The following is a 25,934-nucleotide window of genomic DNA, read 5'->3' as shown; positions in this document are numbered from 1 at the left end:
ATTTAATTCACCTAATACTGCTATGAACGGATCATAACATCCTCTAATTAGGTGGCCAAAATTACTATGCCACTACACCTAGCTGGCTTGAGAAATGATGATATAAATAAGATGTTTTTGGAAGCCAGAAGAGAAATGGCTAAGAAATTTGCCTTTTGCTCTCTCAGCACGAAATGTGATGACGTCGTAATGTGGTCGCATTATGCTAATAGCCACAAGGGAATTGTATTAGGTATTGAATTTAATGAAAGCGAAGTTCAAGATAGTTTACAAAAAGTTGAATACCTGAACCAATTGCCTGATTGGAATGTCGAAGAATTCTTTAGGTTCATAAATGGTGAAGAAGAGTTTCAGCACATATTCCTTAATGACTTGTCCGTTAAGTCCAAACACTGGGCAAATGAATCTGAATACCGAATTTGGCTAAAAAATCCTGGATATTGGGTAATCAAAGAGGACCAAATTAAAGAGCTCTATTTCGGGGTTAACTGCGACTTAGCCACTAAAAAGGTTGTGTTGGAGATTCTGAACTTCCTACCCGGTTACTTCCCCATTTATCAAATGGAAATCAATAAGAATACATTAGACTTAACTTGGTGAGATTTGAACCAATCGACTATGGTTGCGGAACAACGTGACCTAACAGCAATAGACCAACGAATGTAGTTCCTAAAGGAATAGAGTACACCCACCTATTAGCAATCGTAGACTCTACTTACGACTCTTATTCTTACAAAAGTTAACTAGCGTTGTCGATTTTAGTAATAGAGTTACACATCGAATCACAAATGACTCTCCCGTTTAGTAACACCCATAGTAACACCAACCCCAAATAAAAAAGCAAACCCCTTATAAAATAAGACCTACAACAACAAGTTCAAGTCAGGGACGGCCACCATTTTTCAAATCACACAATAACAATAAGAAAGCAACAACCGACTCGCACTCGATAACCCGAGCCAAATCCCACAATTCAAGTCAGGGACGGGCCACCATTTATTCCTACAGCTGTTTTGCTAAACCATCAGTAATAAAATGAGAAGCAATAACCGACTCGCTCTCAAAACCCCGAGCCAATTCTCCTGCGCAAATCAGGACGGCCAACATTCTCTAAATCAATTTCGAAACTAAAAAACAACTCTCTCAACAAAACACATAGACGCCTGAATTTACTGAAAAATGGGCAACCTATCGATCACAACGGTACAAAGCTTTGCAAATTGTTACAGATTGGCCCGCCGAACTAAGAGATACTTTTTTCGAAAAATGCTCAACTCCCCCGTTGCCAGTATATCCGTTGTTTTTGTTTGCTCTGATACTCCCCCTAAGCGTACCTAGACGCTTTTAGGCGCATTAAGCAAAGCTATATAGAACTATTTATTGTTACTGCAGTATGACGAGAACCGGCCTTTTTCTCATTTTTAAATCGATAAAATAATTTTGATAATTCCCTTTAAAGGTGGTTTATGCGTATTAATTTTAAGCAACCAATAATAATATTGTTCTTAGTTTCATTTCTCTGTGCTTGCTCAAAAGATGATGAAGTTAGTAAAGATGAAGACAGCAGCTCAATCGTTCAAAAACCGGACTCATTTTCATTCACTGCTCGAAACGACCAGCCTCGAAATACCCTCATTTCGTCCGAGAACATTACGATATCAGGCATAACATCTAAAGCCGAAGTGAATGTTGAAAATGGCGAGTATTCGATTAACCAAGCAGCATTTACCAAGGATAAAGGATTCATTGAGAATGGCGATACATTAGCCTTACGTGTATTAAGCCCAAGCAACTACAGCGAAAAAACATCGGCGACGATTGATATTGGAGGCGTACAAGCAAGTTTTGAGGTAACAACTGAAGACAAGTTGCAAGATTCCGTCCCTGAGCCTTTTCGCTTTAACAGCGCTACTGAACAAACCCCTTCTTCACAAACAACGTCAAATAGCATCACGGTTACAGGTATCAATACAGCGGCACCAATCAGGATTGTTGGCGGTGAATATAAGGTTAATGGCGGCGCATTTGTATCAACAAAGGGCACGGTAAATAATGGTGATAAAGTAAAAGTACGAATCCAAAACTCCGCTGTTTTTAATTCTACCGTTGCAGCCACCCTATTCATTGGCGATGTCAGCGCTGATTTTCGCTCGACAACTGGCGATAAAGAAAAACAAGTTGCCAGCCTGCCGTTTCAAGGGTTTGTCGGCAATACAACCGGCGGCGCAGGCGGTCAGGTAATAAAAGTTACCAATTTAAATGCCAGCGGCCCGGGAAGTTTGCAAGATGCAATTGACCAACCTGGAGCGCGCATTGTCGTATTCGATGTTTCCGGCGTTATCGATGGCGACATCACCATTAACCATGGTGATTTAACGATTGCAGGCCAAACGGCACCAGGCACTGAAGGTGTTACGCTCCATGGTCACATGTACACTCGCTATATTCGTGACCCGGATAATAGCTTTGGCAACATTATCGTCCAACACATTAGAGTACGCCCGCCATTAGGGAGAAAGTCTCAACAAGATCATGATGCCATTCAATTTTCATCGAATAATCATATTATCCTTGATCACGTGAGTGTATCGCACGCTAGTGATGAGAATATTGATTTCTATACTGGTGCAAAAAACATCACGGTGCAGTGGTCGGTTATCAGTTTCCCTCGAGAGACACCAACCCATCAAAAAGGAAATGGCTTACTTAATGGTCCTGACGGCGGTCTAATTGCCGTACACCATAACTTATTTGCGCACAACAGAAGACGAGCGCCAGCCATTGCTTACGGGCCAGCAGATATCCGTAATAACGTTATTTACAATAGTAAGGAAGCAACCGTACACCACAACCCTGCAGATGGTGAATTCAATATCATTGGTAACTATTACATCGATGGCCCAAGTGAAACCTTATTGCCGATTTGGTTAGACCCTGAAAATTCAAACCCGCAGTTAAGTTATTATTCCTTTGATAATTATGTTGATGATCCGAATAAACCTTACACAGGAACGTTTAGCAACCCTTTTCTGGAATTGACGAATTACAATTTTTATTTAAAAGGTGTAGTAACTGCCGATATGTTTGATAACGAACAGCCTATAGATTTCAGCAAAAAAGCGGGTTATCAGCCAATCACAACCGATAGCTCAACCACAGCCTATCAAAGAGTGTTGAAGTGTGCGGGGGCGTTTCCAAGAGATGCCATAGATACCAAAGCAATAAACGATGTCATGGATAGAACCGGCAAGTACAACGGTAATAAAGATCCAGATCTCTTTTGGGGGTCAACATCTCGTGATATCAATACCGAAGACAGTGATAACGATGGTATGTTAAACGCTTTTGAACAAGAAAATGGGCTAGCTCCCAATAACCCTAATGACATTCACACCATCCTTAGAGGCGGTCGTTCAGCAATTGAAATATTTTTAGAACAACGAGCCGTTCAAATAATGGGAGATGCAGAAGAATGCTTTGAATAAAGCAACGCAATTAGAGCCGAATTATTCGGCTCTTTCTATAAGTGAAGCTCAATAAATCCGTTTTAAATTTAAAGGACCTCTTCGCTGGCATACCTCTTACTCTTTCGAAGTATTATCGCGATCACAGGTAAGAAGAAGAGCACAAACGAAGGCGTTTCTAAAATAGACGTAGGAAACTTAATACTTTCGGCGTAAATAGCCCTTAAATAAATATCGGAGTATTCATCATCCACAAACGTAAATTGAAACGGGTCAATATTGTAATTCCAATGAACATAAGGGTTAGTGGTCCAAATCGATCTTAGCTTTAATGCAAAACCATTTCCTTCAACAGTTTCAAGATCTAAAGATGCATTACCAATATCATTGATAGGATTATCGAAAAATAAAGTTAATCTTTCGAATTCCAATGGCATCCCTCGATAGGAAAATGAAATCACCAATCCCCGCTGAAGGCTTGTATCAGCTGAACCTGTACAAAACTGTTCGAGGCAATTCCCCAATCCTACACCAGATTTAATCCACAAATCGTAGTTGCGTTTAGAGCTAATGGTCACATTAAAATCAGAAATTCCCATTAGGTCTGTAAAAAGAACTTCAGGCCCTAGAGGCCTTTCTTGCTTATCGCCAGATTCGCTAAAATCGATGATGGTTATTAGTTCTGCTCGAGCAACGGTAGAACAAATCAGGCATAGGCTCACGGTTATAAGTCGCATAAGGCGAAAAACCCACAATTGCTTAGCCATTCGCTTATACCTTCATGTATTTCGATAGCCCTGATTTCCGCGTTAGCAAAAGCAAAGCGGATACTAGAGCGAGTATTAATGTATTCGATTCAGGCACAGATTCTGGTGCGGGAGCAGAAAAGTTAAAGATACTTACAATAGGGTATGAAAGGAAATTATCCTCAGAAAAAAGAGTAAATCCGAATTCATCACCTGCCTGAACAGAAATACTTGCCGAGCCTTGTTGTTCTTCCAATAAGTCAAAATATTGCTCAGAGTCGTAGCCTATATCAGGATCAGCAGCCAAATGGTAAAACGTGCCGTTTAACAGATACCCGAATGGTTCTAATCGAAATTCTAAATCCCAACCGCCAACGTAATAACTCCAGTCGAATGTAATCGTGCCACTCGCTGGAATAGCAATTTCCACGATAATAAACGAATCTCCAGCGCCCACTAATGAACCAACAATAGAATGGCCCCCTTCCAAGCCCATACGTTCTGAAGATATTTCCACCGTTGGGATATATGAAAGACCGATATGTCCTTCATAGGTATCTAAATGCTCGTCTATGTAGGCATCTACTTCCCAATTATCACCTTCGTAATAATCAACAAAACCGTTTATCTGAATAGCATTGGCATGGAACGTTGAAATGAATAGAACGACAAGACAAGTAAGTGAAGCTAATATTTTCATGGAGGTAACCTGTGTTTGGCTGAAGCCGTATGCCGAACCTCCCAATTCCAACAACCTGAAGTCTGCTTTCAGATGCATGTACGGATTTTAATTAATATAAAATAATCGTAATTTATGAACGGTACAAAGACTCAAACTTCGAGAATGTTTCTAATGCGTTCGAAGGCTTGTTGCAATGTTTAAGCCAACAAAAAAATCGCATTCAAATTAGTTAGTTAATAAGAGTCCCTGAGTTCTACAGTAAGAAATTATGACAGTTTTATCATGAGCGTTTACTTGACCTATACATTTGTCATAGTACCTTACATTTGTTCTGACAACAGGACATCTTTTAAATGAAACCAATTGATTTTTATCATAACTATTAAGAATGATTTAATATCAAAACCTTACGGCCACTGTATTAGGTCGCCTTCAGCCCTCTGAGAAAATGACACTCCCCCGAAACATTGGAAAATTATTGCAAACAGGGACGCTAGGAACTCATGGAACTTTATTATGAAATTGAGCCCATTCGGTAAATAGAAGAACAATGAGCTTTTAACGTCTCTACAAAATTTTCTTAAAATACTCCACAAGCATGCGCTTATCATAACCGATGAGCTCGTCAGCCGCTCTACCAACTAGTCTTCTGTCTAAAAAGCCCATACCTTTGATGTCATCGCGGCCCTCTTTAAGCACATTGCCAGAAGCATCTTTGATGCTATATTCAAATGCCATGCGTGGGATGTATAAGTCTTTGATAACCCGAATTTCCTGAGTATTAAAGCGAGTATCACCAGCTAAATCGATGTCGGTGAATTTTATATCTATAGTGACATTTTTATCTTCAAACTCATCGGCTAATGCTTCAGCCAACTTATCAGCGACATTCTGCTCAAACCGGGACTGGACGCCCATATTCCCGGCTTCAATATCGGTAAACTCGTCAGGGTGAAATAATGTAACGGTTACCATTCTGTCTTGCGCCACAACGGTTTCTGGCTTTTCTTGGGTACTAGAGCACGATGCCTGCAGCATGATGAATATCAAAACGATTAGCTTTTTCATTATATTCTCCGGTCGGTATCTTAGGTTCAGCTTTGGCTTAACTGGGGTTTAACTTTGCTTTGGCTTAAATCCAGCAACAATCCCGCGCAAACCCAATTAGCCAATTAGCCAATTAGCAATTATTGAGTCGTCTTCTAAGTTTGCGCTATGCCTTAGAAAATTACTAATTGGCTTGATAAATTCACCTCAAATACAAAGACAAGGAATATCCGAGTTCACTAAAGCAAGTTGCCTGCCCCCCCTATCTAAGACAGTTCCAATGTCTTATTAGCCCCAAGCCGGACTGCAAAGTAGTGCCAAAGACGCAAAGTAGCCAACAATCCAAACCACAGAACGCCATCTAGCGATATCTTTCACGTAAAACACAATATATAAAATTCGACAAATAACATAAGCGATAGCCAGATAACCGACTGCGCTTGATGTTACATCGGCAATCATTGCCACTAAAACACCGGCGGCAAATAGTGGGAAGCTTTCGATTTGATTATTGTGTGCTGCATGGGCGCGCTTTCCCCAACCAGATAAGGTTGCCTGTTGCTCCCGAGGGTTATTGTTATCATATCCACCTTTCAATTGTGCCTGAGCTTTTACCAACGGTAATTTTGAAAGGGTGTGTAGCAAGCCTGCGATAAACAGACACCAAAGTTCGATAGTCATTGATAGTTCCATGTTTTTATTCTGAAGTTGCAACACAAGATACCGCGAAATAACCCGTAACCAAAATTATTCGATTGAAATGGTTATTCTTGTAATTTTTACCATCCGTCGCAAATAATCATTCCTAGTGGTTAATTTCTTGACTCCATCATGCTTAACACTTAAAACAATTAAACAAATTATTAACAAAACACGTATAAAAAGTCTCACACGAATTTTTAGTGTTTTTAGACAATACTCATTACAGAAGCCTAAACAAATGCATCGCCTTATCAGGACATTAATAAAAACAGATTTTAAGCTGTTAATAAACGTAGTTATTAACTCGATTCTATTGTTAGGGATGAACTTCGCAACCGCTAATACGTCCGCAACCGGACCGCACATCGAAGTTTCCCTGCACAGTGAAAATCAGGCCTGGCAACCTGGCAGTGAACAGTGGATAGGGATCCTGTTAGAGCCGGAAGCTGAATGGCACACCTATTGGCAAAACCCCGGAGATTCCGGTGAGGCGCCGAGTGTTACCTGGAGCAGTGATGCTAAGCTGCAATTTGGAGACATTCAATGGCCGATACCAAAAGCGATTCCTGTCGCCCATCTGGTTAACTACGGCTATGAAGGCGCGAACCTGTTAATGGTGCCAGTGCAGGTTCCTGACAATCTAAATCAGGATAACATTACCATAGAAGCGTCATTATCCTGGTTAGTATGTAAAGAAGACTGTATTCCCGGCTGGGCTGACCTTACATTAACCTTACCGGTGTCGACACCTAGTCAATCTTCCGATTCAAAGCCCTTATTCGAGGAACAACGTAACAGCCTGCCTGCCACACAATTACTCCATGGCAAATTTGAGGTTACTGAGCAACATATATCGGTCGTGTTTGAACCGCCTGTTTCATCGAGCTGGACCTTATTTCCATTGCGGTCTGATATCGTTCAGCACAACCAGCCACAACAACAAGTGAGCGATAATGGTCAGGTTACCAGCGTTATCCCATTATCGGATTATTTTGTTGCAAACAACCAATCGTTGCGCTTTTTAGTGAGCGACGGTTATCGCGCCTATTACCTTACCGCAGATGCCAATGCTATCGGTCCGGGCAAGGGAGAGGATATCAACCTTTGGTTGCTGATTGCCATGGCGTTTGTCGGAGGCTTGATCCTCAATATCATGCCCTGTGTGTTGCCAGTATTGTCTTTCAAGGCACTATCTTTATCTGACACGCAAATGACACTCACCAAGAAACTTGGTTACCTGACCGGTGTACTCGTTAGCTTTAATGTCTTTGCGGCGATTATTATTGGTCTGAAAGAATCCGGCAATGCCGTTGGTTGGGGGTTTCATATGCAAGAGCCCGCCGTTATCGTCGCGTTGAGCTTTTTGTTTGTGTACATCACCCTGACATTGTTGGACATTGGCCCTACTGGTGCGAAATATGCAGGTATCGGCCAATCACTAATAAAAGGCGATAGTTTCGCCAGTCAGTTTTTTACCGGCGTGCTCGCCGCCGTTGTTGCATCTCCCTGTACCGCCCCGTTTATGGCTGCGGCTCTAGGAGTGGCCTTGCTCAGTGACAACCTGACAGCGCTTGTTATTTTCAACGCGTTAGCTCTGGGTTTTGCCCTACCTATGACATTGCTTATGCTGTCGAAAACCTTTCGCCAATGGCTACCAAAACCTGGTCCATGGATGAATCACTTCAAAATATTCCTGACCTTTCCCATGCTTGCGACGGTCGTGTGGTTGGTCTGGGTATTTCTGGGGCAAAGCAATGCAAGTACCCAGTTCGTATTGATGATGGCGCTACTGCTGTTTGCCTTGATTCTGTGGCTGGCATCCATCAGCAAAGGTATATGGCAAGGGTTATTCCAATGTAGTGCTATTGCGTTCGTATTTTCCGCGGTATATTTCAGCGCATCCGTTACGCCACCGACATCGGCTGGCGATAGTAATCTTGTCACTTTTGAAAAATCCTACAGTCCAACCAAACTTGCCGAGTTAAAGCAGGAAAACCAAGTGGTGCTGGTTAATATGACCGCCGACTGGTGCATTACCTGTAAAGTAAACGAACAGGTGGCATTTTCGGATAAGGACGTGCAGACCATTTTACAATCACAGTCGGTTAACTACATGGTTGGCGACTGGACCAATAAAAACGCAGAAATATTAGCATTTTTACAGAAATATAAACGTTCAGGTGTACCTTTATATGTGATTTATGGCGGCAGCACCTATGAAAAAGTATTGCCGCAAATACTTACGGCCGACATGGTTATCGAGGCCATTAATCAAGCAAAGAAGGAAATTAATCATGGTTAAGAACAGTGTTTTTTTGACAGCATTTATGGCATTCGCCTTTTCCCTTTCGGTGCACGCCGGGGTAAAAGTAGATCAAGCCGCGCCAGACTTTGAGCTGGTTAATGAGACAGGCAATACCGTTAAATTAAGTGATTACCAAGGCAAGTATGTGGTTTTAGAATGGACCAATCATCTGTGTCCTTACGTGCAAAAACACTATGACAGTGGCAATATTCCGCAGCTGCAAAGCAAATATACCGAGCAGGACGTTGTCTGGTTACAGGTTATCTCTTCCGCTGAAGGTAAGCAGGGTCATGTCGATGCAGAAAAAGCCGTAGCCTTAAATGAAGAGCGTAATTCCGAACCTTCCCATGTATTATTTGACCCAGAAGGTGACGTTGGCAAACTGTATGGTGCTAAAACCACACCGCATATGTATATCATTAATCCAGAAGGTGATTTGAAATATGCTGGCGCCATCGATAGCATTAAATCGGCAAACCCGGCAGATATTGAGAAAGCGACCAACTATGTAGATGTCAGCTTAACGTCGCTAATGGCGGGTAAAGATGTTGAGAATAAACTGACCGCACCTTACGGTTGCTCAGTAAAATACAAAAGCTAGTATTGTCGATATAAACCACAGGGTGATAGACAAACGCTATTACCCTGTTTTCTGACACAGGGCGAGTTAGCCTTGCTTTTCAGAACCCGCCTTTAACACCTCTACTTTGATGCTATTGATAAACACGCCGATTTAAAAATCAATACCAGCACAAATTTGTCTTCTCATTTTCTCGTGCTAAGTTTAAAAGAGATAACAATAATATTCGGTATAGCGTTGATGATTAATAATAAAATCATAAGGATATGGTTAGCAGCGGTTTTCGCTGTTTGCGTTGTGATGCCTGCTGTCTGTCGGGCAGCGTTGCCAAAATCCCCCGTTCCCTTTTATATCGGCACTGGCCTGGGTTCTAGCAGTTACGATTATCCCAACAATGATCTCGAGTCTCGAAGTGTCGACAAATCTGGATTCTATTACCAATTGTTTGCCGGGTATCCCATCAATAAGTATTTTGCCATTGAAGCTGGTTTTACCGATCTGAGTAAACTGGAAGAAATAATCGAGCAAGAATTTGCCGGCACTGGCGATAGAAATGTCGATCTTTATCGCAGTTCTGTTCAGGACAATTATGGATTTCGGTTAGGCCTGAAAGCATCTTTGCCATTATCACGACATTTTGCGCTCTACTCAAAAGCGAGCTTTTTCAATTGGCATACCGATATTGACAAAAAGTTAGTGATAAACCACTACGACCCTAGCATAGAAGATACTAATCGAGTGGAATCATATTCAGATAGTGGTACCGATGGGCACTTTGCCATCGGCATCGAAGGTACGAAAGAAAGGCTTACCATTTTTATCGAACATGAACTGTATCAAACAGAGATCGAAAATATTTATGGTGTCAATGTAGGCGTTTTATACCGATTTTAATGGCGGCTAAACCGAATTTTGTCACCTCAATTTCGATCGTTGCGATTATCTTTTCGATCGTTGCAATTCTCTTTGCGCTGTTTTTAGAGCTGTCACCTATCGTTAATGCTGATAATTTAAGCAATCAATCCAGATAATTGGCTAATTACTTGCCTGCCATAGAGGACTTATTTACTATGCTGAGGCAAAGCTCATAACTGCAGCTTAGCGAGCACAAAAACAGGCCCCCGCCCGCTCTTATCTCCCCGCTTTAAGGTTTCGTTACCAAGCATGGGTTGATAGACATCTTTGACAATAACAATCTGTGGTTTTCTATGAAAAAATTTTGTTTACGCCTGGCAATGGCAGTTTCATTGCTGTTACCAATTTCTTCTTACGCTAACGTCCAGTTAGGCTTAGCTATCGACAAAGGTTTGGGCCTGTCTGCGCAAATTGATAATGTTCAATTATTTGCCGGGAATAATGGCATCAGTCTCGATTATAAATTCCAACAAGGAATTTTTAAGCAAAATGCACCATTGAGTTGGTATCTTGCTGCCGGTGCATACGTGGGTGAAAACGATTATGGAATGCGCGTGCCTTTAGGCATTAAATTACATATTGCCCAAGGCTGGCATGTCTTTGGCCAATTAGCACCGCAACTGGAAATGCATGATAATAATAACCATGATGACGATGATTTCAAATTTGGTTTGAGCAGTGCGATAGGTGTTCGCTACAGTTTCTAAGCTCGTTATGAACCGCACATTCAAACAAGGGCACGTTAAGTGCCCTTATGATTTTGCTGATTCAAAGCTTCACTGATTCAAAGATTTAAATTGGCAGGTAAGATTAAAAACGATAACCGATAGATAACGACGAGGTCACCGCCGTTGCATCAATACCGGCAAAATCTTCATAATCGCCGGTTGAGCGCAACCCTAGCGTCAGATCTAAAGTCACCGCAGGCCAATGATACCCAATACCACCATTTAACTGAAAACCTGAAAAAGTTTCGTCAAAGTCAAAACCACCAATTTCCCACGTTTCCCGATAAACACCGCCACCAACGTAGGCTTTAAATCCGTCGTTTAATAAGCCGGTACCAAAATAACCTACCAAGTCAAAACCACTATTTTCTAGATCTGACCAGTCATCATGCTCTAATGAATAATAGGTAAGTTTTCCAGCAAAATTGTCGCTAAATGCGTAACTTGCATTAACTTGAAAACCGGAAAAATCGTCGTCGTCATAGTCCGAATCATCGGCGCTGACCACCAAGGCATAACTACCGATACCGACAGAGAAAGGCTTTGGATTTAGCAACGCTTCAGCATTGACGGTTTGAGTTAAGAAAAGCGTAGAAAGACTTAGGGCAAAAATCCCTGTTTTACATTGATTCATCCTGAAAATTCCTTATAAAACATAAACCAAAAGGAACCATATTAAATGCTAATTATTATTCTAAGTAAAGAGTATAAGGCGAGCCAAGGTAGTAAAAGGACCGAACACGCATTTCGTAATTTGGTTGTTATCTTTGCCTGCCGTTACCTTTTTACCAATCACATTAAGTTTGTGCACAATTCAGAGTTAGGGCATAGGTTCACTTACAACATAGATTTCATTGATATAGCCATTCTATATTAATGAAATATAGGGCCGTAAATGGGCCTTAAGATAAACTCCCTACGGGTGAGCAATAACTTAATGTGATTGGTATTAGAGCATATTGTCAATTCAACAAAGGATGATCGGCTGGAAGCTGACTACTGATCCATTTCACTAACCGCTTTTTCATATGAACACCGTTTTGCTGTTCTTCCGGTAACGGGATCAATAACTTATCGTTCACCAACAACAAATAGATACATTCGACTTTTTGGTCAAACGAATCGGTTGGCCCAAAACTCCGGTAGCCGCGATTATTAGCATAGCTTTGACCGACCATTAACGCTTTCTTCAATAACTCTTTCTCGTTTTTTACTTTCTTCAAAATACATTCCTTATTGTCGCTCCCGACATTCAAGCTGATTTCTTTGCCGGATACGATTTACAATCAAACCAAAGCCGACAGCGACGATAGCAACCCCCAGTAAGCTTTGTATCGATGCCGCTATTTTCACAAACCAAAAATTTGGGGTAATGTCACCATAACCTAGTGTGGTCACCGTCACCACACTAAAATAAAAGCATTCAAGAAAATACAAATGACGATTTTCTCGCAAATACTGCGGTAAAAACACGTTCTCAAGTTGATTCACCGCCTGCCATTTATGCTGCGCCGTTATCGGCTGACCATACTTAACCTCGATATCCGTAACCAATGCGGCAACGCCAGCAAACATGGAATAATTCATGCCCTTGAAACCTCGATGATTGTTCGGGTATTCAATATGCTGGAAATGTTCAGGCAATGTCTGATAATGGTGGTATTCATTCATTGCGTGACGATAGTCTGCCAATGAACTAATCAGATAGTAACCTGACGCAAAAACGATAACCGTGGATAAATAAGTCGCCGCCAAATCCCCCAACACCCGATTTTTCACATTTTGTTGAAACAGGTAAATGAAGATATAAATCAACCGGGCAATCCACACCAGAATCACGCCATAAAATAAAAGTGAAACCAGATAGCTTACCCAGCTAGGCAAGCGTTCTTCTTCTTGGCCATAGACCACCATAATTTCCAGGCACAATAAGAAAACCGCGGCCAGCAAGATCCCCGAAGACAAGATTTTTATCCAGGTAGGAATGACACTTAGGATCCTAGGTAACACCATATCACTCGTTTAATAAGTCACTAAAATAAAGATTAGTTGCGAATATAAGAATGAGCCATTGATTTTCTTGAGTTTTACTCAGTTGTCTCTAACACTGAAAGAGTCATTATTTAAGAGTGCGTTGCAATGAATACTCCTTCAGAAATAATTATTAGCGACCCGGTGCCCCAACTCAGTGATGTTGATTTCAGCAAGGGTATTATCGAAGACAAAAAATCCTACCAAAAACAGCTAAGCCATTGGCAGAAAAGGCTGCTTGCCGTTCAGCAGGCTTATTTTCATCAAGGCCGCAGGGTCATTATTGTTCTGGAGGGTTGGGATGCCAGTGGTAAGGGAGGATTAATTCGTCGGATCACCGAGCGCCTCGATCCTAGAGGTTTTCGAGTCTACCCTATCGCCGCCCCCAGCAAAGAAGAACAAGGCAGACATTATCTGTATCGTTTCCAAAAAGCCCTGCCTCCACCAGGACGCATCGCCATCTTTGATCGTTCATATTTCGGCCGGGTACTGGTAGAACGCGTTGAAGGTTTCGCCAGCATTGCTGAATGGCAACGGGCATATCAGGAGATCAACGAATTTGAACGTATGTTAACGGACGACGGGGTACGCATCATTAAAGCATTTATTCACATCAGTAAAGACGAACAACTGCAGCGCTTTCGAGAGCGCCTCGATAATCCCGTCAAACGTTGGAAGCTCACTGAAGAAGACATCCGTAACCGAGAAAAATGGGCCGCCTACGAACAAGCCACCAACGATATGTTCCAGCAAACATCCACCAACCATGCTCCCTGGCATTTGGTCAATGGTAATCATAAATGGTATGCGCGAGTTTCGGCACTCAAAGGGCTGGTTTTACTATTGGAAAGAGGCGTAGATACAACCCCGCCTCCGATTGAACCGGACATGGTGCAATGGGCAAAAAATCAACTTGGCATGGAATAGCTAATGGTATTTTGCCCGAAGACTGTTCCGACGTTAGCGCCAGCAGTTTTCGTCGTGCTCAGATGCCGTAGGCCAAAAGACGGACCTGAAAAAACGCTATCAAAAGTCATATAAATAATAATATTTACAACCAGCTATTGCAGTTCTTCGCCTAGTCATTGACACTAACATAAATTCACATAAAGATTGCTAGAATGTCTTTAGAAAATGCACCTAAACACGTACAGCTTGCGGTAGATTTAATCCAGTTGTTAGAGGAAAACGCAATACCTCCAGAAACCGCATTAAAAGCAATAAAACTGGTTGCACAAGATTGCCAAAACCAATTGCGTTTACAACAAGGCGATGATCAGAATAGCCAATAGGCTGAATTTTGGTTATGTTAACACTATCAAATAATAATAATGTGAAGGGATTATGGCGAGCTGGCGTCAAGGTCTGACATTTCTAACACTGTTTATATCCACCGTTGGTTTTGCCAACAACGGGAATATCTACAAATACACATCCGAAGATGGCGTGGTTTCTTTTTCAGATAAAGAACCAAAATCAGTGCCTTATACTTTATACCGCTCCCAGTGCTACGCCTGTAGCACCAATTCACAGGTAAACTGGTATCGTACCCGCTTAAATACCGACGATTATCGTCAGGAAATTATTTCCGCCAGTGCTAAGTATCTGGTCGACTCGGCGCTTATTCGCGCCGTGATCCACGCCGAATCTCATTTTGATCATAAGGCAATATCCAAACAGGGCGCGCAAGGACTGATGCAACTAATGCCAGCAACAGCCGAGTCTCTGGGGGTTAAAAATGCCTTTATTGCCCGGGAAAACATCGAGGGCGGGGTTCAACATTTGGCACGTTTATTAAAAAAATACCGAGGCGATATCAAACTTGCCACCGCCGCCTACAATGCTGGTGAAGGAAATGTCAGGAAATACGGTGGCATACCACCTTTTACCGAAACAAAAAACTACGTTGAACGGGTGCAAATTCTGCACCAAAGATACCGTAAAGCAAGAGCATAAAAAGGGTTAAAATCACTATGTTGTCTGCAATAGAACTTCAAGACAGGCTTAATCAATGTAACTGGCAAACAGAATGCCTGCACATTCGAAATTTTCAAGCTGACGATCTAGCTGTAGAACTGACGCACAACAAAGATCCCAGAATCATGCGTTATATCGCTGATATTGAAGACGATGCGACACTTGAGAAGAAGGTTCGCGAATTCATGGAACCCTGGCAATGTGATGAGAAAACCTGGTTAGGATTGGCCGTTTGCTTGCGAGATGAACAAACGTTTATCGGCATCGTTTGTCTGCGAGTCGACTCGCTTGAATATGGGCGGGTGGAAATAGGCTATCGCTTACATCCCGATTACCATGGCAAAGGTTATGCTTTGGAAGCCGCCAAAAAGCTGGTCGATTGGTTATTTTTGGAGGCGCAGGCAAATAAGATCCTCGCCTATTGCGTCACAGAAAATCATCCATCTTTCGGATTAATGGAAAAGCTTGGGATGCAAAAGGAGGCCTGCCTGCGCCAGCATTCAACCCTAAACGGGCGTTGGCATGACGAATTCATTTACGGCCTTTTAAAGACCGAATGGCAATCGCAATCCAGCTAGCGTTTGGCGATTAAATTGCCTTTATATGGGCTTGCCTGAGGAAACACCTCGGCAATTTGTTGATCGCCTAACTGCCAATGCTGAGACAGCATGGATGCTATCCAGGAAAATGTATTGGAGGTTGGCGCCAGATCCCGACCTTCAAACAATTGCTCTTTCGACAATCCCGGCCACTTACCTAAAACCTGACCACCAGCTACCGCGCCTCCGGCCATAAACATGCAACTTGCGGTGCCATGATCCGTGCCCAATGTACCGTTTTCCTGCACGGTACGGCCAAACTCAGTGGCCATCACTACCACGGTATTTTCCCAGTAGTCGCCAAGGCTTTGCTGCAATGCTTTTAAGCCATCATTTAATTCCACCAAATGCTTGTGCTGACGGCGTATTTCGTAATTATGGGTATCCCAGCCACCGACTTCGAGCATCGCACAATCTGTACCTTTGTCATTTGCCAGAATACGTCCGCAAGATTGGGCAAGATCGACAAACCGGCCTCGGTTATAACCGGAACTTCCTTCATTGGTAAGTTGTCTGAGTTCAACCCCTTGAGCAAGACGTTTACTCAGCAATTCATCGCTACGATACAAGTCTTCCAGCGCCTCAAAAACTGTCGCATCGGCACTTTGAAAGCGAGATGGATACCAGGTAGTTACTTTTTCATAACCCCGTAAACTGATGGGGATGGAATTAGATACGGCAATGGCTTTATTGACTCTGGAAGCCGCAGCGCGCCCCAGCCATCCGGTGTCAGCATCAATATCGGCAAGTCCACTTTCAAGAAAATCCTGACCGTCAAAGTGCGAACGTTCGGCAAAGCCAGAGGATACCGCATTGATCACCAATAACTGGTTTTGCTGATACAACGTATGCATATGAGTCATCGCTGGATGCAATCCAAAGCCGTTATCAATGGCCAATAACTCATCTTTAATAGCTGGGTATAGGTTCGGCCGAAGGCTGGCAAGCTGTGATTCAAATGTTGGAACAACGGTATGCAGGGAATCCAGAGCACCGCGCATAATCACCCAAACCAACTTCGCGGGTTTGTCACTGCCATTTGGATTAAGGGATATTTTATTGGCCGCAAGCAATGGCGTATGTATGGTTGCCAATGATGCGGTTAATGCTTTGATAAATTGTCTGCGGCGCATCATTATCTCCTTTGAAATTCAGGGCTCATTAGCAAAAGCGTCATCGCAACATCGCGACTTTCAGCCCGGCTCACATGCGCGTAGGTATCATGGCTAACGGCACTGCCTAATGTTGTGCTCATTAGCGTTTGCGGATCGGATTGTTTCGCGCGTGTCGCAAGCTCTGCGGACCATTCAATGCGTGCCATAAGTGCACTGGCGCCATCCCAGGTTTGCTGCACATCGCCAAACCCTGCCGGCGATCCCGCTTTAAACGGAGCTTGACCTAACGAGCGCATCGTAGAGAAATACTGCCCCTGTTTTATCGATGTTACGTTCAGCCCCCGCAACGATGAATACACAAAATCACGCGGGCTTTTATATTTTCGTGTTTGTTGCTGCCAGGCATCGGGGTGATTGACCAGCGTTTCCATCACTTCACGGATATTGCCATTTGTGTTTAGCCAGCGTTTTTCCAGAGATTCAAGTAACGCTTTCGATGGCTTGTCACTGACAAAGTGTACGGCCAGTTTGTGCGTTAAAAATTTTGCCGTATGCGGATGTGCGGCCAGATCGGTAAGCATGGCTAGGCCCTGATGCATGCCTTTTTGTGAATATTGTTTGCCAAGTAATACTCGCGCTCCCGGCTCATGACCATAACTGCGGTATTTGAACCCTGTTGACTTAGCATCTACAGGTTTTTTCACACTCCAACCGGTTATGCCTTTGGCAAGCTCTACAACATCTTGCTGAGTGTAGCCGCCATCGACGCCTAAGGTGTGCAGCTCTAATATTTCTCTGGCCAGATTTTCATTGAGTCCAAGACGTCCGTGTTGAACAAAAATGGAATTCGGTCCAAACGATTTTTCATTGTTCAGATAAATCAGCATTGCCGGGTGCTGGCATACGGCAATTAACATATCGGTAAAAGAGCCCAACAAGTGTGGCGCAATGGCCTCCCTTTCCAATGTTGCAGCAAGCGCTGTCATCCCTTGGGAACTCGCCGATACACTAAAATGATTAGAAAAAAAGTCTAGCAACCGCCAACTCACTCCAGAATCCGACGCCAGAGCCTGGTTAAAGGTATCCGTCGCTATCTGTCGATAGGTAGCTTGAAAATAATTTCCGGCGGGATCCATAAGCTCATCGGGAATTTCGTCATTATCTGCGAGCTTACCTGAATCTAATAGAGCCTGACGTTTTTTCCGTAACTGACGAATGTCTGCCAGCTTAATTAAAATTTGCGAAGACGTAGGAGAGCGGCTGCTTTCAAAGCTTATCGGCGCAAGACTCTTCATCACCCACCCTTGCGGGTCGGTTGAAGCAGTCACCAGCTCCCCAGGTTTTGCACCAATTCCGAAGCGATTCACCGCCACCGTCGCCGCATGACTAATATTTGCATTATCCACTGATTTCATCTGTGTTTATGAGAGTTATCAATCCTTACTATTAACTTAGTCGTCAATATTCGCTTTGCCAAATCCCCCTGATACGGGCAGACTATACTTAACTCATAACTTAAGGCGCACTAGGGTGTTCAAATAGGCGCACCTTAACCAGCAGTGCCAAGAGCGGTCAAAGAAGCCCTGAAATAACACCCTTAGCGACAATAAGCACAGGTATGAAAAAGGTATAGCGATGACAATGTTAGTGAAATTATCGACTCTCAAATATTCTTTGCTCACGGTATTACTCGTCATTGGGGGTTGCAGCGGCAATGGCGAACAATCCTCGGCTGCCAAAGAAGTTGACCCGCGCCAGGGAAAAGAAGTTTCACAAGTCTGCTATGCCTCATCTTTAGATAGCTGGAGTACCTTAGATAGCGAACGCAAGGCGTTATTGATTTATCCGCGATCCAACAAAGCCTATAAATTAACCTTGTCAGGAACTTGCGATCCTCAGTGGGCATTTACCCGCATTGCAACGGTACAGCGCATGGGGTCAAGTTGCTTATCAAGAGGCGACAAAGTCGTGACGGATGTTACCGGAGGAATGGTAGACAGCTGTATTATCACTCGAATCTATGAGTGGCACCCGGAAAAGAGTAAAGATAATTCCGATGTCCAAGATGGTGAAACAGAAACTGAGGATAACGAAGAAGTATCTGAGAAAACCTCGGAAGATATTCAGCAATAGCTTCCTGAACACCGATAAACTAAAGAATCAAGGGGTTAGTCAAAAATCGGTATCGTCTCTCGGGAAAAGGTTTGTTTGAGTACGACAGTGGATTCGATGCTATCGATGGCGGCAACTTTGCCAAGTGATGTTTTAAGAAAATGTTCATAGTGGCCGAGATCTTTAGCAATGATTTTTAGTAAATAATCATAACTCCCCGTAACTACTGAGCATTCCAGGATCTGCGGTAATGACCGCATTGCCTGCTCAAACTCTTCAGCCTTATCAAATGAGTTTTCCGTCAGTCTCACCTGCGCGTAAATCAGCACAGAATACCCCAACGCATTGGCATCGATGCTTGCCCGATAGCCTTTAATCATGCCACTGGCTTCCAGCTTTTTCACCCGGCGCAAACAGGGAGTATCCGACAGGTTTACCTGCTCAGCCAGTTCAGAAATTGCTATCCGACCATGACTTTGCAAGGCTTCGAGTATCTGTAAATCTTTATTATCCATAGGCTGCCCTTCAATCAACGGAGGCATATTAGCGATTTCCACTATTTATGCCAGCAATATTAGACTATACAACTACAAAAATACAAAACGACTCACCTATTTTATTGCAATTCACTTGTTAAGCTTTGTTAGCATGCCCTTAGTGAAATCATAATGGGCATAAAACCGTGACAGCAAATACCCGCGCTTTTGATCGCTGGATCAGAAACGAGTTCTGCAACTTGAATTCAGAACTTGAAACCTTGTACTGGCAACAAGACGATCGTGCTTGCGTTGAGCATATTGGTGACGATTTAAAAAGCGATCTGAAACACCAGGGCGAGGCATTGATTGCCACCCTGCTGGCCGAAGGCAATACGGACGAAGGCTTTGATAATGCGTTCAACCTGCTGGGCAATGTCGGGCTCTATATGGCCGCGTGCAGACGCCATGAAATTACCGAGCCTTCCAGAGAAACCGTTTCCCCATTAACTCAAGCTTCAGCACTGGCCATGCATATTGGTGCGTCTATTGGCGTAACTCCCAGGTTTGCAACCGCCCATCTCACAACACACAATCATGCCGTAGATGGGGTATATAAGCGCTTTACCGATTTAACGGACGAAGCATTATTCCTCGATTACAACACCAAAGGTATTCTTGCCTATAAACGTGCCGCAGATGCACTATTAAAAATTCAACCTCTTGGGATCTCCCATCCAATTACCGCCGATCTGTTAAAAGTGGCGAAACAGGCGTTACAGGATGTGCTGTGCTCAAACCAGGTTTTGTTCGAGCGGCTGGATACCGAACGCTTCTTCTATTGTGTGCGACCTTATTACAAGCCTTACCGGGTAGGTAAAGAGGTGTATCGCGGTGCGAATGCAGGTGATTTTGCCGGTATTAATGTCATCGATATGCAGCTTGGTTTGTGTTTTGCCAATGAGCCGGCTTACTCGCAAATGTTAGTCGATAAATTTTTATATATGATGCCAGAAGATCAGATTATCCTGCGCGATTGTATGCGTAGACCAAGTTTAATGGACGATTTTCTGGAAACCAAAGATGCCCATCATCAAACCTGGTATCAGGAAAACCTTGCGTTGTTTCTAGAGGTTTGTAAGTTGCATGGTGAAACCGCGATTGCCCACCATAACCAACTGGTAGAAAAGTATATTCGGATCCCTTCACTAACCATGGCGCAACAGCACATGGGTAAAGTTACAGCATCCGGTCCACCTTTACCGGTACTATTGGACGGATTAGAAAAGCTCAGAGATAAACGCTGCGCAGCAAATCGAGATGATATTCGCACCCGTTATGGTGATATCGAAATCCTGAAATCCACGCTGGATAACTAACATAAGAGCGCACAATGATCATGGCTAAACAAAACTTTCACCTGCCAGAGGGTGCCTACCTGCTAAACCACAGCGTTGGTCGGCCGCTAAAAAGTTTACAGCAGGGCTTTAATGAGCAATTTTTTGATCCCTGGCAAAATGGTGCGACCGAGCCCTGGCATCCGTGGCTTGGTATTATTGACGACTTTGTTAATCAGCTAGCTGGGTTATTTAATTCCAACGCCAGTCAGTTTTGTCCGCAGGCAAACCTATCGTCGGCTCTGACCAAGCTATTGCAATCCTTACCGCAATTACGCAAACAAGGCGTTGTGATACTCATGGCGGAGCAGGACTTCCCAAGTATGGGGTTCGTCGTACAAAAAAGCCTACCAGACGCAGACATTCGGTTTATCCCAAAAGATCATGACATCACCGATGCCAATGTCTGGGCGCAATACTTAAATGCCGATACTGATTTAGTGTTTGTTTCCCATGCCTATTCCAATACTGGCCAATTAGCACCAATTTCGGAGGTCATCGCCCTGGCCAAAAAAGTGAATGCTCTTTCGGTGTTGGATATTGCTCAATCCGCCGGTGTTATCCCACTGGATCTGCAGGCTCTGCAACCAGACTTTATGATTGGCTCTAGTGTGAAGTGGTTATGTTCCGGCCCCGGCGCTGCCTATTTGTGGATTAAAGCAGCACACATCGAACAATGTGAGCCCATTGATGTTGGTTGGTTTTCCCACGAAAACCCGTTTGAATTTGATATTCATCACTTTAAATATCATCCAAGTGCTATGCGTTTTTGGGGCGGCACCCCTTCAATCGCGCCCTATGCTATCGCCGCTCACACGTTAAAGTATTTTAATAAGGTAACCTCAGACAAATTACGCGAGCATAACCAGAACATGTTAAATCATCTCTGGCAGCATCTCGCCGACTTTATTGTATCTCCTGAACATTCGGCCCTACGCTCAGGTACGGCAATATTGCATTTTGCTGATAAGCAGCAAGCCGTATTAGAAAAACTTGCCGCTCAGAAAATCGCTGTCGACAGTCGCACTTTTGGGATGCGCGTATCTCCTCACATTTACAACGACAAGGCGGATATTGAGCACTTCATTGATATCGTAAAGTCGGTAATTTAGTTAAAAACTTATCCTTTAATTAAGCGACACCAGGCCCAATACCAACTCCACTGAGCGAGAAAACACTTTGTGGAATTGGTATACAGGTGTCGCTCATACCAATCACATTAAGTTTGTGCACAACTCAGAGTTAGGGCAGAGGTTCAGTTACAACATAGATTTTATTGATATAGTCATTCTATATTAATGAAATATAGGGCCGTAAATGGGCCTCTGGTAAACTCCCTACGGGTGAGTTTTAAAGGCGTTTATCCTGCGTCACTGATTTTGACAATGGAATAACCATTCTCTGCAATCAAAGCCTTGTCTAAAAGCCTTTAAATTCTCACTGAGTGAGCAATAATTTAATGTGATTGGTATTATAAACTGCCCCCAGTAAACTTTCCGCTTTAAACTAAACCCATTTCCCGTTCATTTCGTATATTCATCACCACTCGCCGGGACCCTATGATGATTATGAACACCAGCCACACTAATGATACCAATATTGAGCGCACTCAGCCGCCCTCATTGCTGTGGCACGGTATCGTTTTCAACGTTATCTGGTTTCTTATCGTTATCATGCAATGGGGCACAGCGGCAGCGCTTGTAGCGTTAATCTGGTTTGCTTTTACCCTGCCGCGCGCAAAGACTCTCAAGTTGATTGTTAGTCTGGCAAGCATTGGCATCATCGCCGACTTTACATTTATCAGCATGAACCTATTCGTGTTTAACGACGCTACCATCAACCCTCTTTGGCTCGGTGTACTTTGGGTATCGTTTGCTCGCTTTGCGTTTATCTTCTTGCAGCACTGGCCCCTTCCCTACTGGCAACTGGCGTTAATCTCTGCAGTTTCTGGCCCTTTCAGTTACTACGTAGGCCACCTGAAACAGGCAGTTATTATCCAATTGCAGTTATTACCTCAGGTCATTCTGTTCGTTCTATTTTGGGCTTGTGTACTGCCCCTTGCTCTCTACATCTGGAGGAAATTTTCATGAACACTTCCATGCGTACTTCGCTTTTGGTTGCAATCGCAACAGGTCTATCACTGTTCGCAGCATTGCCAGCCAGTGGCAATCAGACCGATAAGCACAGCGATAAACAGAGTCGCTATGATACTCCCGACGTGGACAGCGTTGACAAAACGGCTGTCATGACCGTGACCAGCACGGACTCAGATCATAGTGGGCAATGGCAGAAAGTTGGCGAAGCGCAATTAAAGGTGCTGTTTTGGGATGTGTACCTGGCGAAACTCTTCACGCCTAACGGTGATTTTGCAAGCAACGCGCACGGCGTGGCACACCCGCTGCGTTTGCATTTGACCTACTTTCTCGACATTGAAGGCGAGAAGCTGGCCGAGGAAACAAAGAAACAGTGGCGAAAAATGGGCTTTAAACATGCGCAAAATCAGCCCTTTACCGAGCAGCTTGCCGCCATTTTCCCGGATTTAAAGGAGCAGGATTCTCTTGCCATTGAAACCAATCACACCGGACAGGCTAAACTGTACCATAACCAACAACTCATCCATGAATTTGCACCCAGCATCCAAGTGGATCAGTTTCTGGCAATTTGGCTGTCAGAAAAATCAACCCGACCTAAACTGATGAAGCAGCTTACTGGACAACAGCAATGAAATCATTAACCGCCCTGACATCAATAATGCCTGTTAACCCAATGACACGATGGACGAAAATTCTGTTGTTGCCACTCGTGTGTTTGTCTTTGCTCAGTAGCTGCTCTCAATCGGTCGAAGACTATCAAAGCACGACTCCGGATTTTACGCTGGAACAGTTCTTTGATGGCAACGTCAAAGCCTGGGGACTGGTGACCAATTTTAGCGATGATTTCGTTCGTCGGTTTACTGTTGATATTGAGGCTAGTTGGGAAGGTAACAAAGGCGTTTTGGACGAATACTTCCTCTACGATGATGGCGAAAAACAATTTCGCCGTTGGGAAATTGAACGCATCAATGAAACGACCTACCAGGGCAGAGCTGACGATATCATTGGCACCGCGACAGGCGAACGAGCCGGAGCTTATATACGCTGGCAGTACAAAATGAAACTCAAGGTCGATGGCAGCGAATACGATGTGACATTTGACGATCAAATGATCCTTATTGATGACAATCATATGATGAACATTGCCAAGATCAAGAAACTCGGAGTAACCGTCGCTAAGGTAACCTTGTTTTTTGAAAAACTCTGAATAATCCCGTCAGAATCAATCCGTCTCCCATAGGCTTTATGGTTTTGTCCAATATGCTCATGACTTCTTGTCAAAACCTTGCTAGCATCAGGCATTACATAAAATTATAAAAACTATAATCGGGATCATTTATGAGCGTTTCTCGTGAACATTTCAGCTCAAGGCTGGGCTTTATTTTGGCCGCTGCAGGTTCTGCGGTAGGTATTGGCAATATCGTTGGCTTTCCGGTCAATGCGGCTAAAAATGGTGGCGGTGCATTTCTGGTGATGTACGCCCTATTCGTATTTTTGATATGCCTGCCAGTGATGATGGCAGAAATGGCAGTTGGTCGTAAAACCGCAAAAAATCCAGTGGGTGCGTATCACGCCCTTGGTGGTAAATCTGGGCCCTGGCATATTGCCGGTCTACTTGGCATTATCACGCCATTTATGATTGCCGTTTTCTACACGGTTTTAACCATTTGGATCTTTATTTATCTGGTGATGACGGTTACCGGAAACCTCGATTATCTGGCCAGTGCTGATGGTTTTGGTACCATCATAAACAGCCCTTATCTGTTTTTATCCATGATTGCCGTCGGCGGCCTGGTCGGTTCAATACTGTCCCTTGGTGTGAAAGATGGTATTGAAAAAGCGGCTAAAGTGATGATGCCTGCCTTGTTTATTATGCTGGTTTGTCTGGTTATCTTTGTTCTAACCTTAGATAACGCCATGGCCGGAATTAAATTTTATCTGATACCCGATTTTAGCAAATTAACACCATCCGTTATCAATGGCGCCATGTCACAGGCTTTCTTCTCATTAAGCCTTGGTATGGGGATTTTAATTACTTACGGATCATATATCTCCCGTAAAACCGATATCGCCGGCTCCGCCAAACTCGTTGCCATCATGGACACCTCTGTCGCCTTTATCGCGGGTTTGATGGTTTTACCAGCCATTTTCTCCTTCAACCCGGATGTCAATCCAGACAAATTAAGCGACAGCTCTGTGTCGATGATTTTCGTATTTTTACCGAAAATATTCCTGGCGTTGCAGGCTACGGTTGGTTATTTCGCCGCAAGTGTTATTGCATCAATATTCTTCTTATTAGTGTTTTTCGCAGCATTAACCTCTCTGGTCTCCATTATTGAAGTACCGGTTTCTTATTTAATTGATGAACGCAAACAGTCCCGTAAAAAAGCGCTTCGCACCATATTTATCGTCGGTGGCGTTTTAGCGGTATTGGCGACATTGTCTTTTGGTATGGTCGATTTTCTTACCAGTCTTACCAACTACGGCGGTAAGAGTAAGTCTCTGTTTGATGTCATTTACGATATTTTCTACGACACCATATTGCCATTAAACGGTTTATTAATTTGTTTGTTTGTAAGTTATCGCTGGAAGAAGCATAACCTCAATGCAGAGTTAAGCGAAGGCAATCCGGGTTTTGCACAATCCTTTATTGCCAAATACGTAGACTTCTCATTAGGTACGTTTATCCCGTTCATTTTAGCGGTCATCTTTATCAATACCGTGGCTAAGATATTCTTTGGCCACGACTTTATTGGTTAAACCGCCAACTCATCTACTGTGATAAAGCGGGGCCCTAAGGTCCCGTTTTTTTTACGCTCAAATTTCGACGTTGCTCGTAGTCATGTTAAAGGTATTGCTCTGGGTGCTGTTCAAGCGGCGGTTCAAATCATAACGCTGAACCGGAATAAGAGGTTTACCATTTAGATTGTTAATCGGATCAAAAAAGCCTTCCGCGAGGAAGGCT

Annotated in this window: 27 protein-coding genes; 17 read left to right on the top strand and 10 right to left on the bottom strand. The window is 43.5% G+C overall.

Going from position 1 to position 25,934, the window contains the following annotated elements; all coding sequences use genetic code 11:
• Positions 1 to 135: 135 nt before the first annotated feature.
• On the top strand, positions 136 to 600 hold the full coding sequence (locus ACHUFQ_RS11820) for a DUF2971 domain-containing protein (protein WP_394175802.1): 465 nt from the start codon (positions 136 to 138) through the stop codon (positions 598 to 600).
• Positions 601 to 1,466: 866 nt separating this feature from the next.
• The gene (locus tag ACHUFQ_RS11815; RefSeq protein WP_394175800.1) at positions 1,467 to 3,485 is read left to right on the top strand and encodes a pectate lyase family protein; all 2,019 of its coding nucleotides are present in this window, start codon (positions 1,467 to 1,469) and stop codon (positions 3,483 to 3,485) included.
• Positions 3,486 to 3,553: 68 nt separating this feature from the next.
• Here the strand turns inward: ACHUFQ_RS11815 and ACHUFQ_RS11810 are convergent, their stop codons facing one another.
• The 4 genes from ACHUFQ_RS11810 to ACHUFQ_RS11795 all read right to left on the bottom strand — a co-directional run bounded on the left by ACHUFQ_RS11810 (position 3,554) and on the right by ACHUFQ_RS11795 (position 6,620).
• Positions 3,554 to 4,231 (bottom strand): hypothetical protein, encoded by a 678-nt coding sequence (locus ACHUFQ_RS11810; protein ID WP_394175799.1) that lies wholly within the window; start codon positions 4,229 to 4,231, stop codon positions 3,554 to 3,556.
• Between the two features lie 4 nt (positions 4,232 to 4,235).
• A complete protein-coding gene (locus ACHUFQ_RS11805; protein ID WP_394175798.1) occupies positions 4,236 to 4,910 on the bottom strand; it encodes a hypothetical protein in 675 nt (224 codons plus the stop codon).
• A 549-nt stretch (positions 4,911 to 5,459) separates the two neighbouring features.
• On the bottom strand, positions 5,460 to 5,960 hold the full coding sequence (locus ACHUFQ_RS11800; RefSeq protein WP_394175796.1) for a DUF3016 domain-containing protein: 501 nt from the start codon (positions 5,958 to 5,960) through the stop codon (positions 5,460 to 5,462).
• A gap of 267 nt (positions 5,961 to 6,227) precedes the next feature.
• Positions 6,228 to 6,620 carry an MAPEG family protein gene (locus ACHUFQ_RS11795; RefSeq protein WP_394175795.1) on the bottom strand — a complete coding sequence of 131 codons (393 nt, stop codon included), beginning with the start codon at positions 6,618 to 6,620 and terminating at the stop codon, positions 6,228 to 6,230.
• A gap of 343 nt (positions 6,621 to 6,963) precedes the next feature.
• Between ACHUFQ_RS11795 and ACHUFQ_RS11790 the strand changes: the two genes are divergently transcribed.
• The 4 genes from ACHUFQ_RS11790 to ACHUFQ_RS11775 all read left to right on the top strand — a co-directional run bounded on the left by ACHUFQ_RS11790 (position 6,964) and on the right by ACHUFQ_RS11775 (position 11,148).
• Positions 6,964 to 8,943, top strand: coding sequence for a protein-disulfide reductase DsbD family protein (locus tag ACHUFQ_RS11790; RefSeq protein ID WP_394175793.1), 1,980 nt, complete (start codon positions 6,964 to 6,966; stop codon positions 8,941 to 8,943).
• On the top strand, positions 8,936 to 9,547 hold the full coding sequence (locus ACHUFQ_RS11785; RefSeq protein ID WP_394175791.1) for a redoxin domain-containing protein: 612 nt from the start codon (positions 8,936 to 8,938) through the stop codon (positions 9,545 to 9,547). The genes ACHUFQ_RS11790 and ACHUFQ_RS11785 overlap by 8 nt, the downstream gene beginning before the upstream one ends.
• A gap of 219 nt (positions 9,548 to 9,766) precedes the next feature.
• Positions 9,767 to 10,420 carry an outer membrane beta-barrel protein gene (locus ACHUFQ_RS11780; protein ID WP_394175789.1) on the top strand — a complete coding sequence of 218 codons (654 nt, stop codon included), beginning with the start codon at positions 9,767 to 9,769 and terminating at the stop codon, positions 10,418 to 10,420.
• A gap of 314 nt (positions 10,421 to 10,734) precedes the next feature.
• Positions 10,735 to 11,148, top strand: a complete 414-nt coding sequence (locus ACHUFQ_RS11775) for a hypothetical protein (RefSeq protein ID WP_394175787.1) — start codon at positions 10,735 to 10,737, stop codon at positions 11,146 to 11,148.
• A gap of 103 nt (positions 11,149 to 11,251) precedes the next feature.
• Here ACHUFQ_RS11775 and ACHUFQ_RS11770 read toward each other — a convergent pair whose 3' ends face one another.
• The 3 genes from ACHUFQ_RS11770 to ACHUFQ_RS11760 all read right to left on the bottom strand — a co-directional run bounded on the left by ACHUFQ_RS11770 (position 11,252) and on the right by ACHUFQ_RS11760 (position 13,182).
• Positions 11,252 to 11,803 (bottom strand): outer membrane beta-barrel protein, encoded by a 552-nt coding sequence (locus tag ACHUFQ_RS11770; RefSeq protein ID WP_394175785.1) that lies wholly within the window; start codon positions 11,801 to 11,803, stop codon positions 11,252 to 11,254.
• Positions 11,804 to 12,131: 328 nt separating this feature from the next.
• The gene (locus tag ACHUFQ_RS11765; protein ID WP_394175783.1) at positions 12,132 to 12,392 is read right to left on the bottom strand and encodes a DUF5062 family protein; all 261 of its coding nucleotides are present in this window, start codon (positions 12,390 to 12,392) and stop codon (positions 12,132 to 12,134) included.
• 10 nt (positions 12,393 to 12,402) lie between these two features.
• The gene (locus ACHUFQ_RS11760; protein ID WP_394175781.1) at positions 12,403 to 13,182 is read right to left on the bottom strand and encodes a potassium channel family protein; all 780 of its coding nucleotides are present in this window, start codon (positions 13,180 to 13,182) and stop codon (positions 12,403 to 12,405) included.
• 126 nt (positions 13,183 to 13,308) lie between these two features.
• Here ACHUFQ_RS11760 and ACHUFQ_RS11755 point away from each other — a divergent pair, with 126 nt between their 5' ends.
• The 4 genes from ACHUFQ_RS11755 to ACHUFQ_RS11740 all read left to right on the top strand — a co-directional run bounded on the left by ACHUFQ_RS11755 (position 13,309) and on the right by ACHUFQ_RS11740 (position 15,755).
• On the top strand, positions 13,309 to 14,127 hold the full coding sequence (locus tag ACHUFQ_RS11755) for a polyphosphate kinase 2 family protein (protein WP_394175779.1): 819 nt from the start codon (positions 13,309 to 13,311) through the stop codon (positions 14,125 to 14,127).
• A gap of 194 nt (positions 14,128 to 14,321) precedes the next feature.
• Positions 14,322 to 14,492, top strand: a complete 171-nt coding sequence (locus ACHUFQ_RS11750) for a DUF2496 domain-containing protein (RefSeq protein ID WP_394175778.1) — start codon at positions 14,322 to 14,324, stop codon at positions 14,490 to 14,492.
• Between the two features lie 52 nt (positions 14,493 to 14,544).
• Positions 14,545 to 15,156, top strand: a complete 612-nt coding sequence (locus tag ACHUFQ_RS11745; protein WP_394175776.1) for a lytic transglycosylase domain-containing protein — start codon at positions 14,545 to 14,547, stop codon at positions 15,154 to 15,156.
• Between the two features lie 17 nt (positions 15,157 to 15,173).
• Positions 15,174 to 15,755, top strand: a complete 582-nt coding sequence (locus ACHUFQ_RS11740) for a GNAT family N-acetyltransferase (RefSeq protein WP_394175774.1) — start codon at positions 15,174 to 15,176, stop codon at positions 15,753 to 15,755.
• On the opposite strand, the gene ACHUFQ_RS11735 is transcribed toward ACHUFQ_RS11740, so the two are convergent.
• The gene (locus ACHUFQ_RS11735) at positions 15,752 to 16,909 is read right to left on the bottom strand and encodes a DUF1501 domain-containing protein (RefSeq protein WP_394175772.1); all 1,158 of its coding nucleotides are present in this window, start codon (positions 16,907 to 16,909) and stop codon (positions 15,752 to 15,754) included. The genes ACHUFQ_RS11740 and ACHUFQ_RS11735 overlap by 4 nt on opposite strands.
• Positions 16,910 to 16,911: 2 nt before the next feature.
• Positions 16,912 to 18,306 (bottom strand): DUF1800 domain-containing protein, encoded by a 1,395-nt coding sequence (locus ACHUFQ_RS11730; protein ID WP_394175771.1) that lies wholly within the window; start codon positions 18,304 to 18,306, stop codon positions 16,912 to 16,914.
• A 220-nt stretch (positions 18,307 to 18,526) separates the two neighbouring features.
• On the opposite strand from ACHUFQ_RS11730, the gene ACHUFQ_RS11725 reads away from it, so the two are divergent.
• Positions 18,527 to 19,024 carry a DUF6491 family protein gene (locus ACHUFQ_RS11725; protein ID WP_394175769.1) on the top strand — a complete coding sequence of 166 codons (498 nt, stop codon included), beginning with the start codon at positions 18,527 to 18,529 and terminating at the stop codon, positions 19,022 to 19,024.
• 35 nt (positions 19,025 to 19,059) lie between these two features.
• Here ACHUFQ_RS11725 and ACHUFQ_RS11720 read toward each other — a convergent pair whose 3' ends face one another.
• Complete coding sequence (locus tag ACHUFQ_RS11720) at positions 19,060 to 19,518, bottom strand: Lrp/AsnC family transcriptional regulator (protein ID WP_394175767.1); 459 nt, start codon at positions 19,516 to 19,518, stop codon at positions 19,060 to 19,062.
• A 167-nt stretch (positions 19,519 to 19,685) separates the two neighbouring features.
• On the opposite strand from ACHUFQ_RS11720, the gene ACHUFQ_RS11715 reads away from it, so the two are divergent.
• From ACHUFQ_RS11715 to ACHUFQ_RS11690, 6 genes are all read left to right on the top strand, one after another.
• Positions 19,686 to 20,858, top strand: coding sequence for a PrnB family protein (locus ACHUFQ_RS11715; protein ID WP_394175765.1), 1,173 nt, complete (start codon positions 19,686 to 19,688; stop codon positions 20,856 to 20,858).
• Between the two features lie 20 nt (positions 20,859 to 20,878).
• A complete protein-coding gene (locus ACHUFQ_RS11710) occupies positions 20,879 to 21,988 on the top strand; it encodes an aminotransferase class V-fold PLP-dependent enzyme (RefSeq protein ID WP_394175804.1) in 1,110 nt (369 codons plus the stop codon).
• Positions 21,989 to 22,435: 447 nt separating this feature from the next.
• Positions 22,436 to 22,966, top strand: coding sequence for a DUF2878 domain-containing protein (locus tag ACHUFQ_RS11705; RefSeq protein ID WP_394175764.1), 531 nt, complete (start codon positions 22,436 to 22,438; stop codon positions 22,964 to 22,966).
• Positions 22,963 to 23,601 (top strand): chalcone isomerase family protein, encoded by a 639-nt coding sequence (locus tag ACHUFQ_RS11700; RefSeq protein ID WP_394175763.1) that lies wholly within the window; start codon positions 22,963 to 22,965, stop codon positions 23,599 to 23,601. Before ACHUFQ_RS11705 ends, ACHUFQ_RS11700 begins: the two co-directional genes overlap by 4 nt.
• A complete protein-coding gene (locus ACHUFQ_RS11695; RefSeq protein ID WP_394175761.1) occupies positions 23,598 to 24,176 on the top strand; it encodes a DUF3833 domain-containing protein in 579 nt (192 codons plus the stop codon). Before ACHUFQ_RS11700 ends, ACHUFQ_RS11695 begins: the two co-directional genes overlap by 4 nt.
• Before the next feature lie 131 nt (positions 24,177 to 24,307).
• A complete protein-coding gene (locus tag ACHUFQ_RS11690) occupies positions 24,308 to 25,729 on the top strand; it encodes a sodium-dependent transporter (RefSeq protein WP_394175759.1) in 1,422 nt (473 codons plus the stop codon).
• Positions 25,730 to 25,934 lie beyond the last annotated feature (205 nt).

This window comes from Thalassotalea litorea (genome assembly GCF_043642205.1).
GTDB lineage: Bacteria > Pseudomonadota > Gammaproteobacteria > Enterobacterales > Alteromonadaceae > Thalassotalea_A > Thalassotalea_A litorea.
Note: the sequence above shows the minus strand (reverse complement) of the source record. Positions and strands in the feature narration are given on the sequence as shown.

Excerpts from the sequence above, each read along its gene's own strand:
- ACHUFQ_RS11775 (WP_394175787.1), top strand. The coding sequence starts at position 10,735 with ATGAAAAAATTTTGTTTACGCCTGGCAATGGCAGTTTCATTGCTGTTA.
- ACHUFQ_RS11740 (WP_394175774.1), top strand. The coding sequence starts at position 15,174 with ATGTTGTCTGCAATAGAACTTCAAGACAGGCTTAATCAATGTAACTGG.
- ACHUFQ_RS11770 (WP_394175785.1), bottom strand. The coding sequence starts at position 11,803 with ATGAATCAATGTAAAACAGGGATTTTTGCCCTAAGTCTTTCTACGCTT.
- ACHUFQ_RS11760 (WP_394175781.1), bottom strand. The coding sequence starts at position 13,182 with ATGGTGTTACCTAGGATCCTAAGTGTCATTCCTACCTGGATAAAAATC.
- ACHUFQ_RS11755 (WP_394175779.1), top strand. The coding sequence starts at position 13,309 with ATGAATACTCCTTCAGAAATAATTATTAGCGACCCGGTGCCCCAACTC.
- ACHUFQ_RS11725 (WP_394175769.1), top strand. The coding sequence starts at position 18,527 with ATGACAATGTTAGTGAAATTATCGACTCTCAAATATTCTTTGCTCACG.
- ACHUFQ_RS11785 (WP_394175791.1), top strand. The coding sequence starts at position 8,936 with ATGGTTAAGAACAGTGTTTTTTTGACAGCATTTATGGCATTCGCCTTT.
- ACHUFQ_RS11780 (WP_394175789.1), top strand. The coding sequence starts at position 9,767 with ATGATTAATAATAAAATCATAAGGATATGGTTAGCAGCGGTTTTCGCT.
- ACHUFQ_RS11735 (WP_394175772.1), bottom strand. The coding sequence starts at position 16,909 with ATGCGCCGCAGACAATTTATCAAAGCATTAACCGCATCATTGGCAACC.
- ACHUFQ_RS11730 (WP_394175771.1), bottom strand. The coding sequence starts at position 18,306 with ATGAAATCAGTGGATAATGCAAATATTAGTCATGCGGCGACGGTGGCG.
- ACHUFQ_RS11815 (WP_394175800.1), top strand. The coding sequence starts at position 1,467 with ATGCGTATTAATTTTAAGCAACCAATAATAATATTGTTCTTAGTTTCA.
- ACHUFQ_RS11695 (WP_394175761.1), top strand. The coding sequence starts at position 23,598 with ATGAAATCATTAACCGCCCTGACATCAATAATGCCTGTTAACCCAATG.
- ACHUFQ_RS11790 (WP_394175793.1), top strand. The coding sequence starts at position 6,964 with ATGAACTTCGCAACCGCTAATACGTCCGCAACCGGACCGCACATCGAA.
- ACHUFQ_RS11800 (WP_394175796.1), bottom strand. The coding sequence starts at position 5,960 with ATGAAAAAGCTAATCGTTTTGATATTCATCATGCTGCAGGCATCGTGC.
- ACHUFQ_RS11690 (WP_394175759.1), top strand. The coding sequence starts at position 24,308 with ATGAGCGTTTCTCGTGAACATTTCAGCTCAAGGCTGGGCTTTATTTTG.
- ACHUFQ_RS11750 (WP_394175778.1), top strand. The coding sequence starts at position 14,322 with ATGTCTTTAGAAAATGCACCTAAACACGTACAGCTTGCGGTAGATTTA.
- ACHUFQ_RS11720 (WP_394175767.1), bottom strand. The coding sequence starts at position 19,518 with ATGGATAATAAAGATTTACAGATACTCGAAGCCTTGCAAAGTCATGGT.
- ACHUFQ_RS11810 (WP_394175799.1), bottom strand. The coding sequence starts at position 4,231 with ATGGCTAAGCAATTGTGGGTTTTTCGCCTTATGCGACTTATAACCGTG.
- ACHUFQ_RS11705 (WP_394175764.1), top strand. The coding sequence starts at position 22,436 with ATGATGATTATGAACACCAGCCACACTAATGATACCAATATTGAGCGC.
- ACHUFQ_RS11710 (WP_394175804.1), top strand. The coding sequence starts at position 20,879 with ATGGCTAAACAAAACTTTCACCTGCCAGAGGGTGCCTACCTGCTAAAC.
- ACHUFQ_RS11700 (WP_394175763.1), top strand. The coding sequence starts at position 22,963 with ATGAACACTTCCATGCGTACTTCGCTTTTGGTTGCAATCGCAACAGGT.
- ACHUFQ_RS11805 (WP_394175798.1), bottom strand. The coding sequence starts at position 4,910 with ATGAAAATATTAGCTTCACTTACTTGTCTTGTCGTTCTATTCATTTCA.
- ACHUFQ_RS11795 (WP_394175795.1), bottom strand. The coding sequence starts at position 6,620 with ATGACTATCGAACTTTGGTGTCTGTTTATCGCAGGCTTGCTACACACC.
- ACHUFQ_RS11820 (WP_394175802.1), top strand. The coding sequence starts at position 136 with ATGGCTAAGAAATTTGCCTTTTGCTCTCTCAGCACGAAATGTGATGAC.
- ACHUFQ_RS11745 (WP_394175776.1), top strand. The coding sequence starts at position 14,545 with ATGGCGAGCTGGCGTCAAGGTCTGACATTTCTAACACTGTTTATATCC.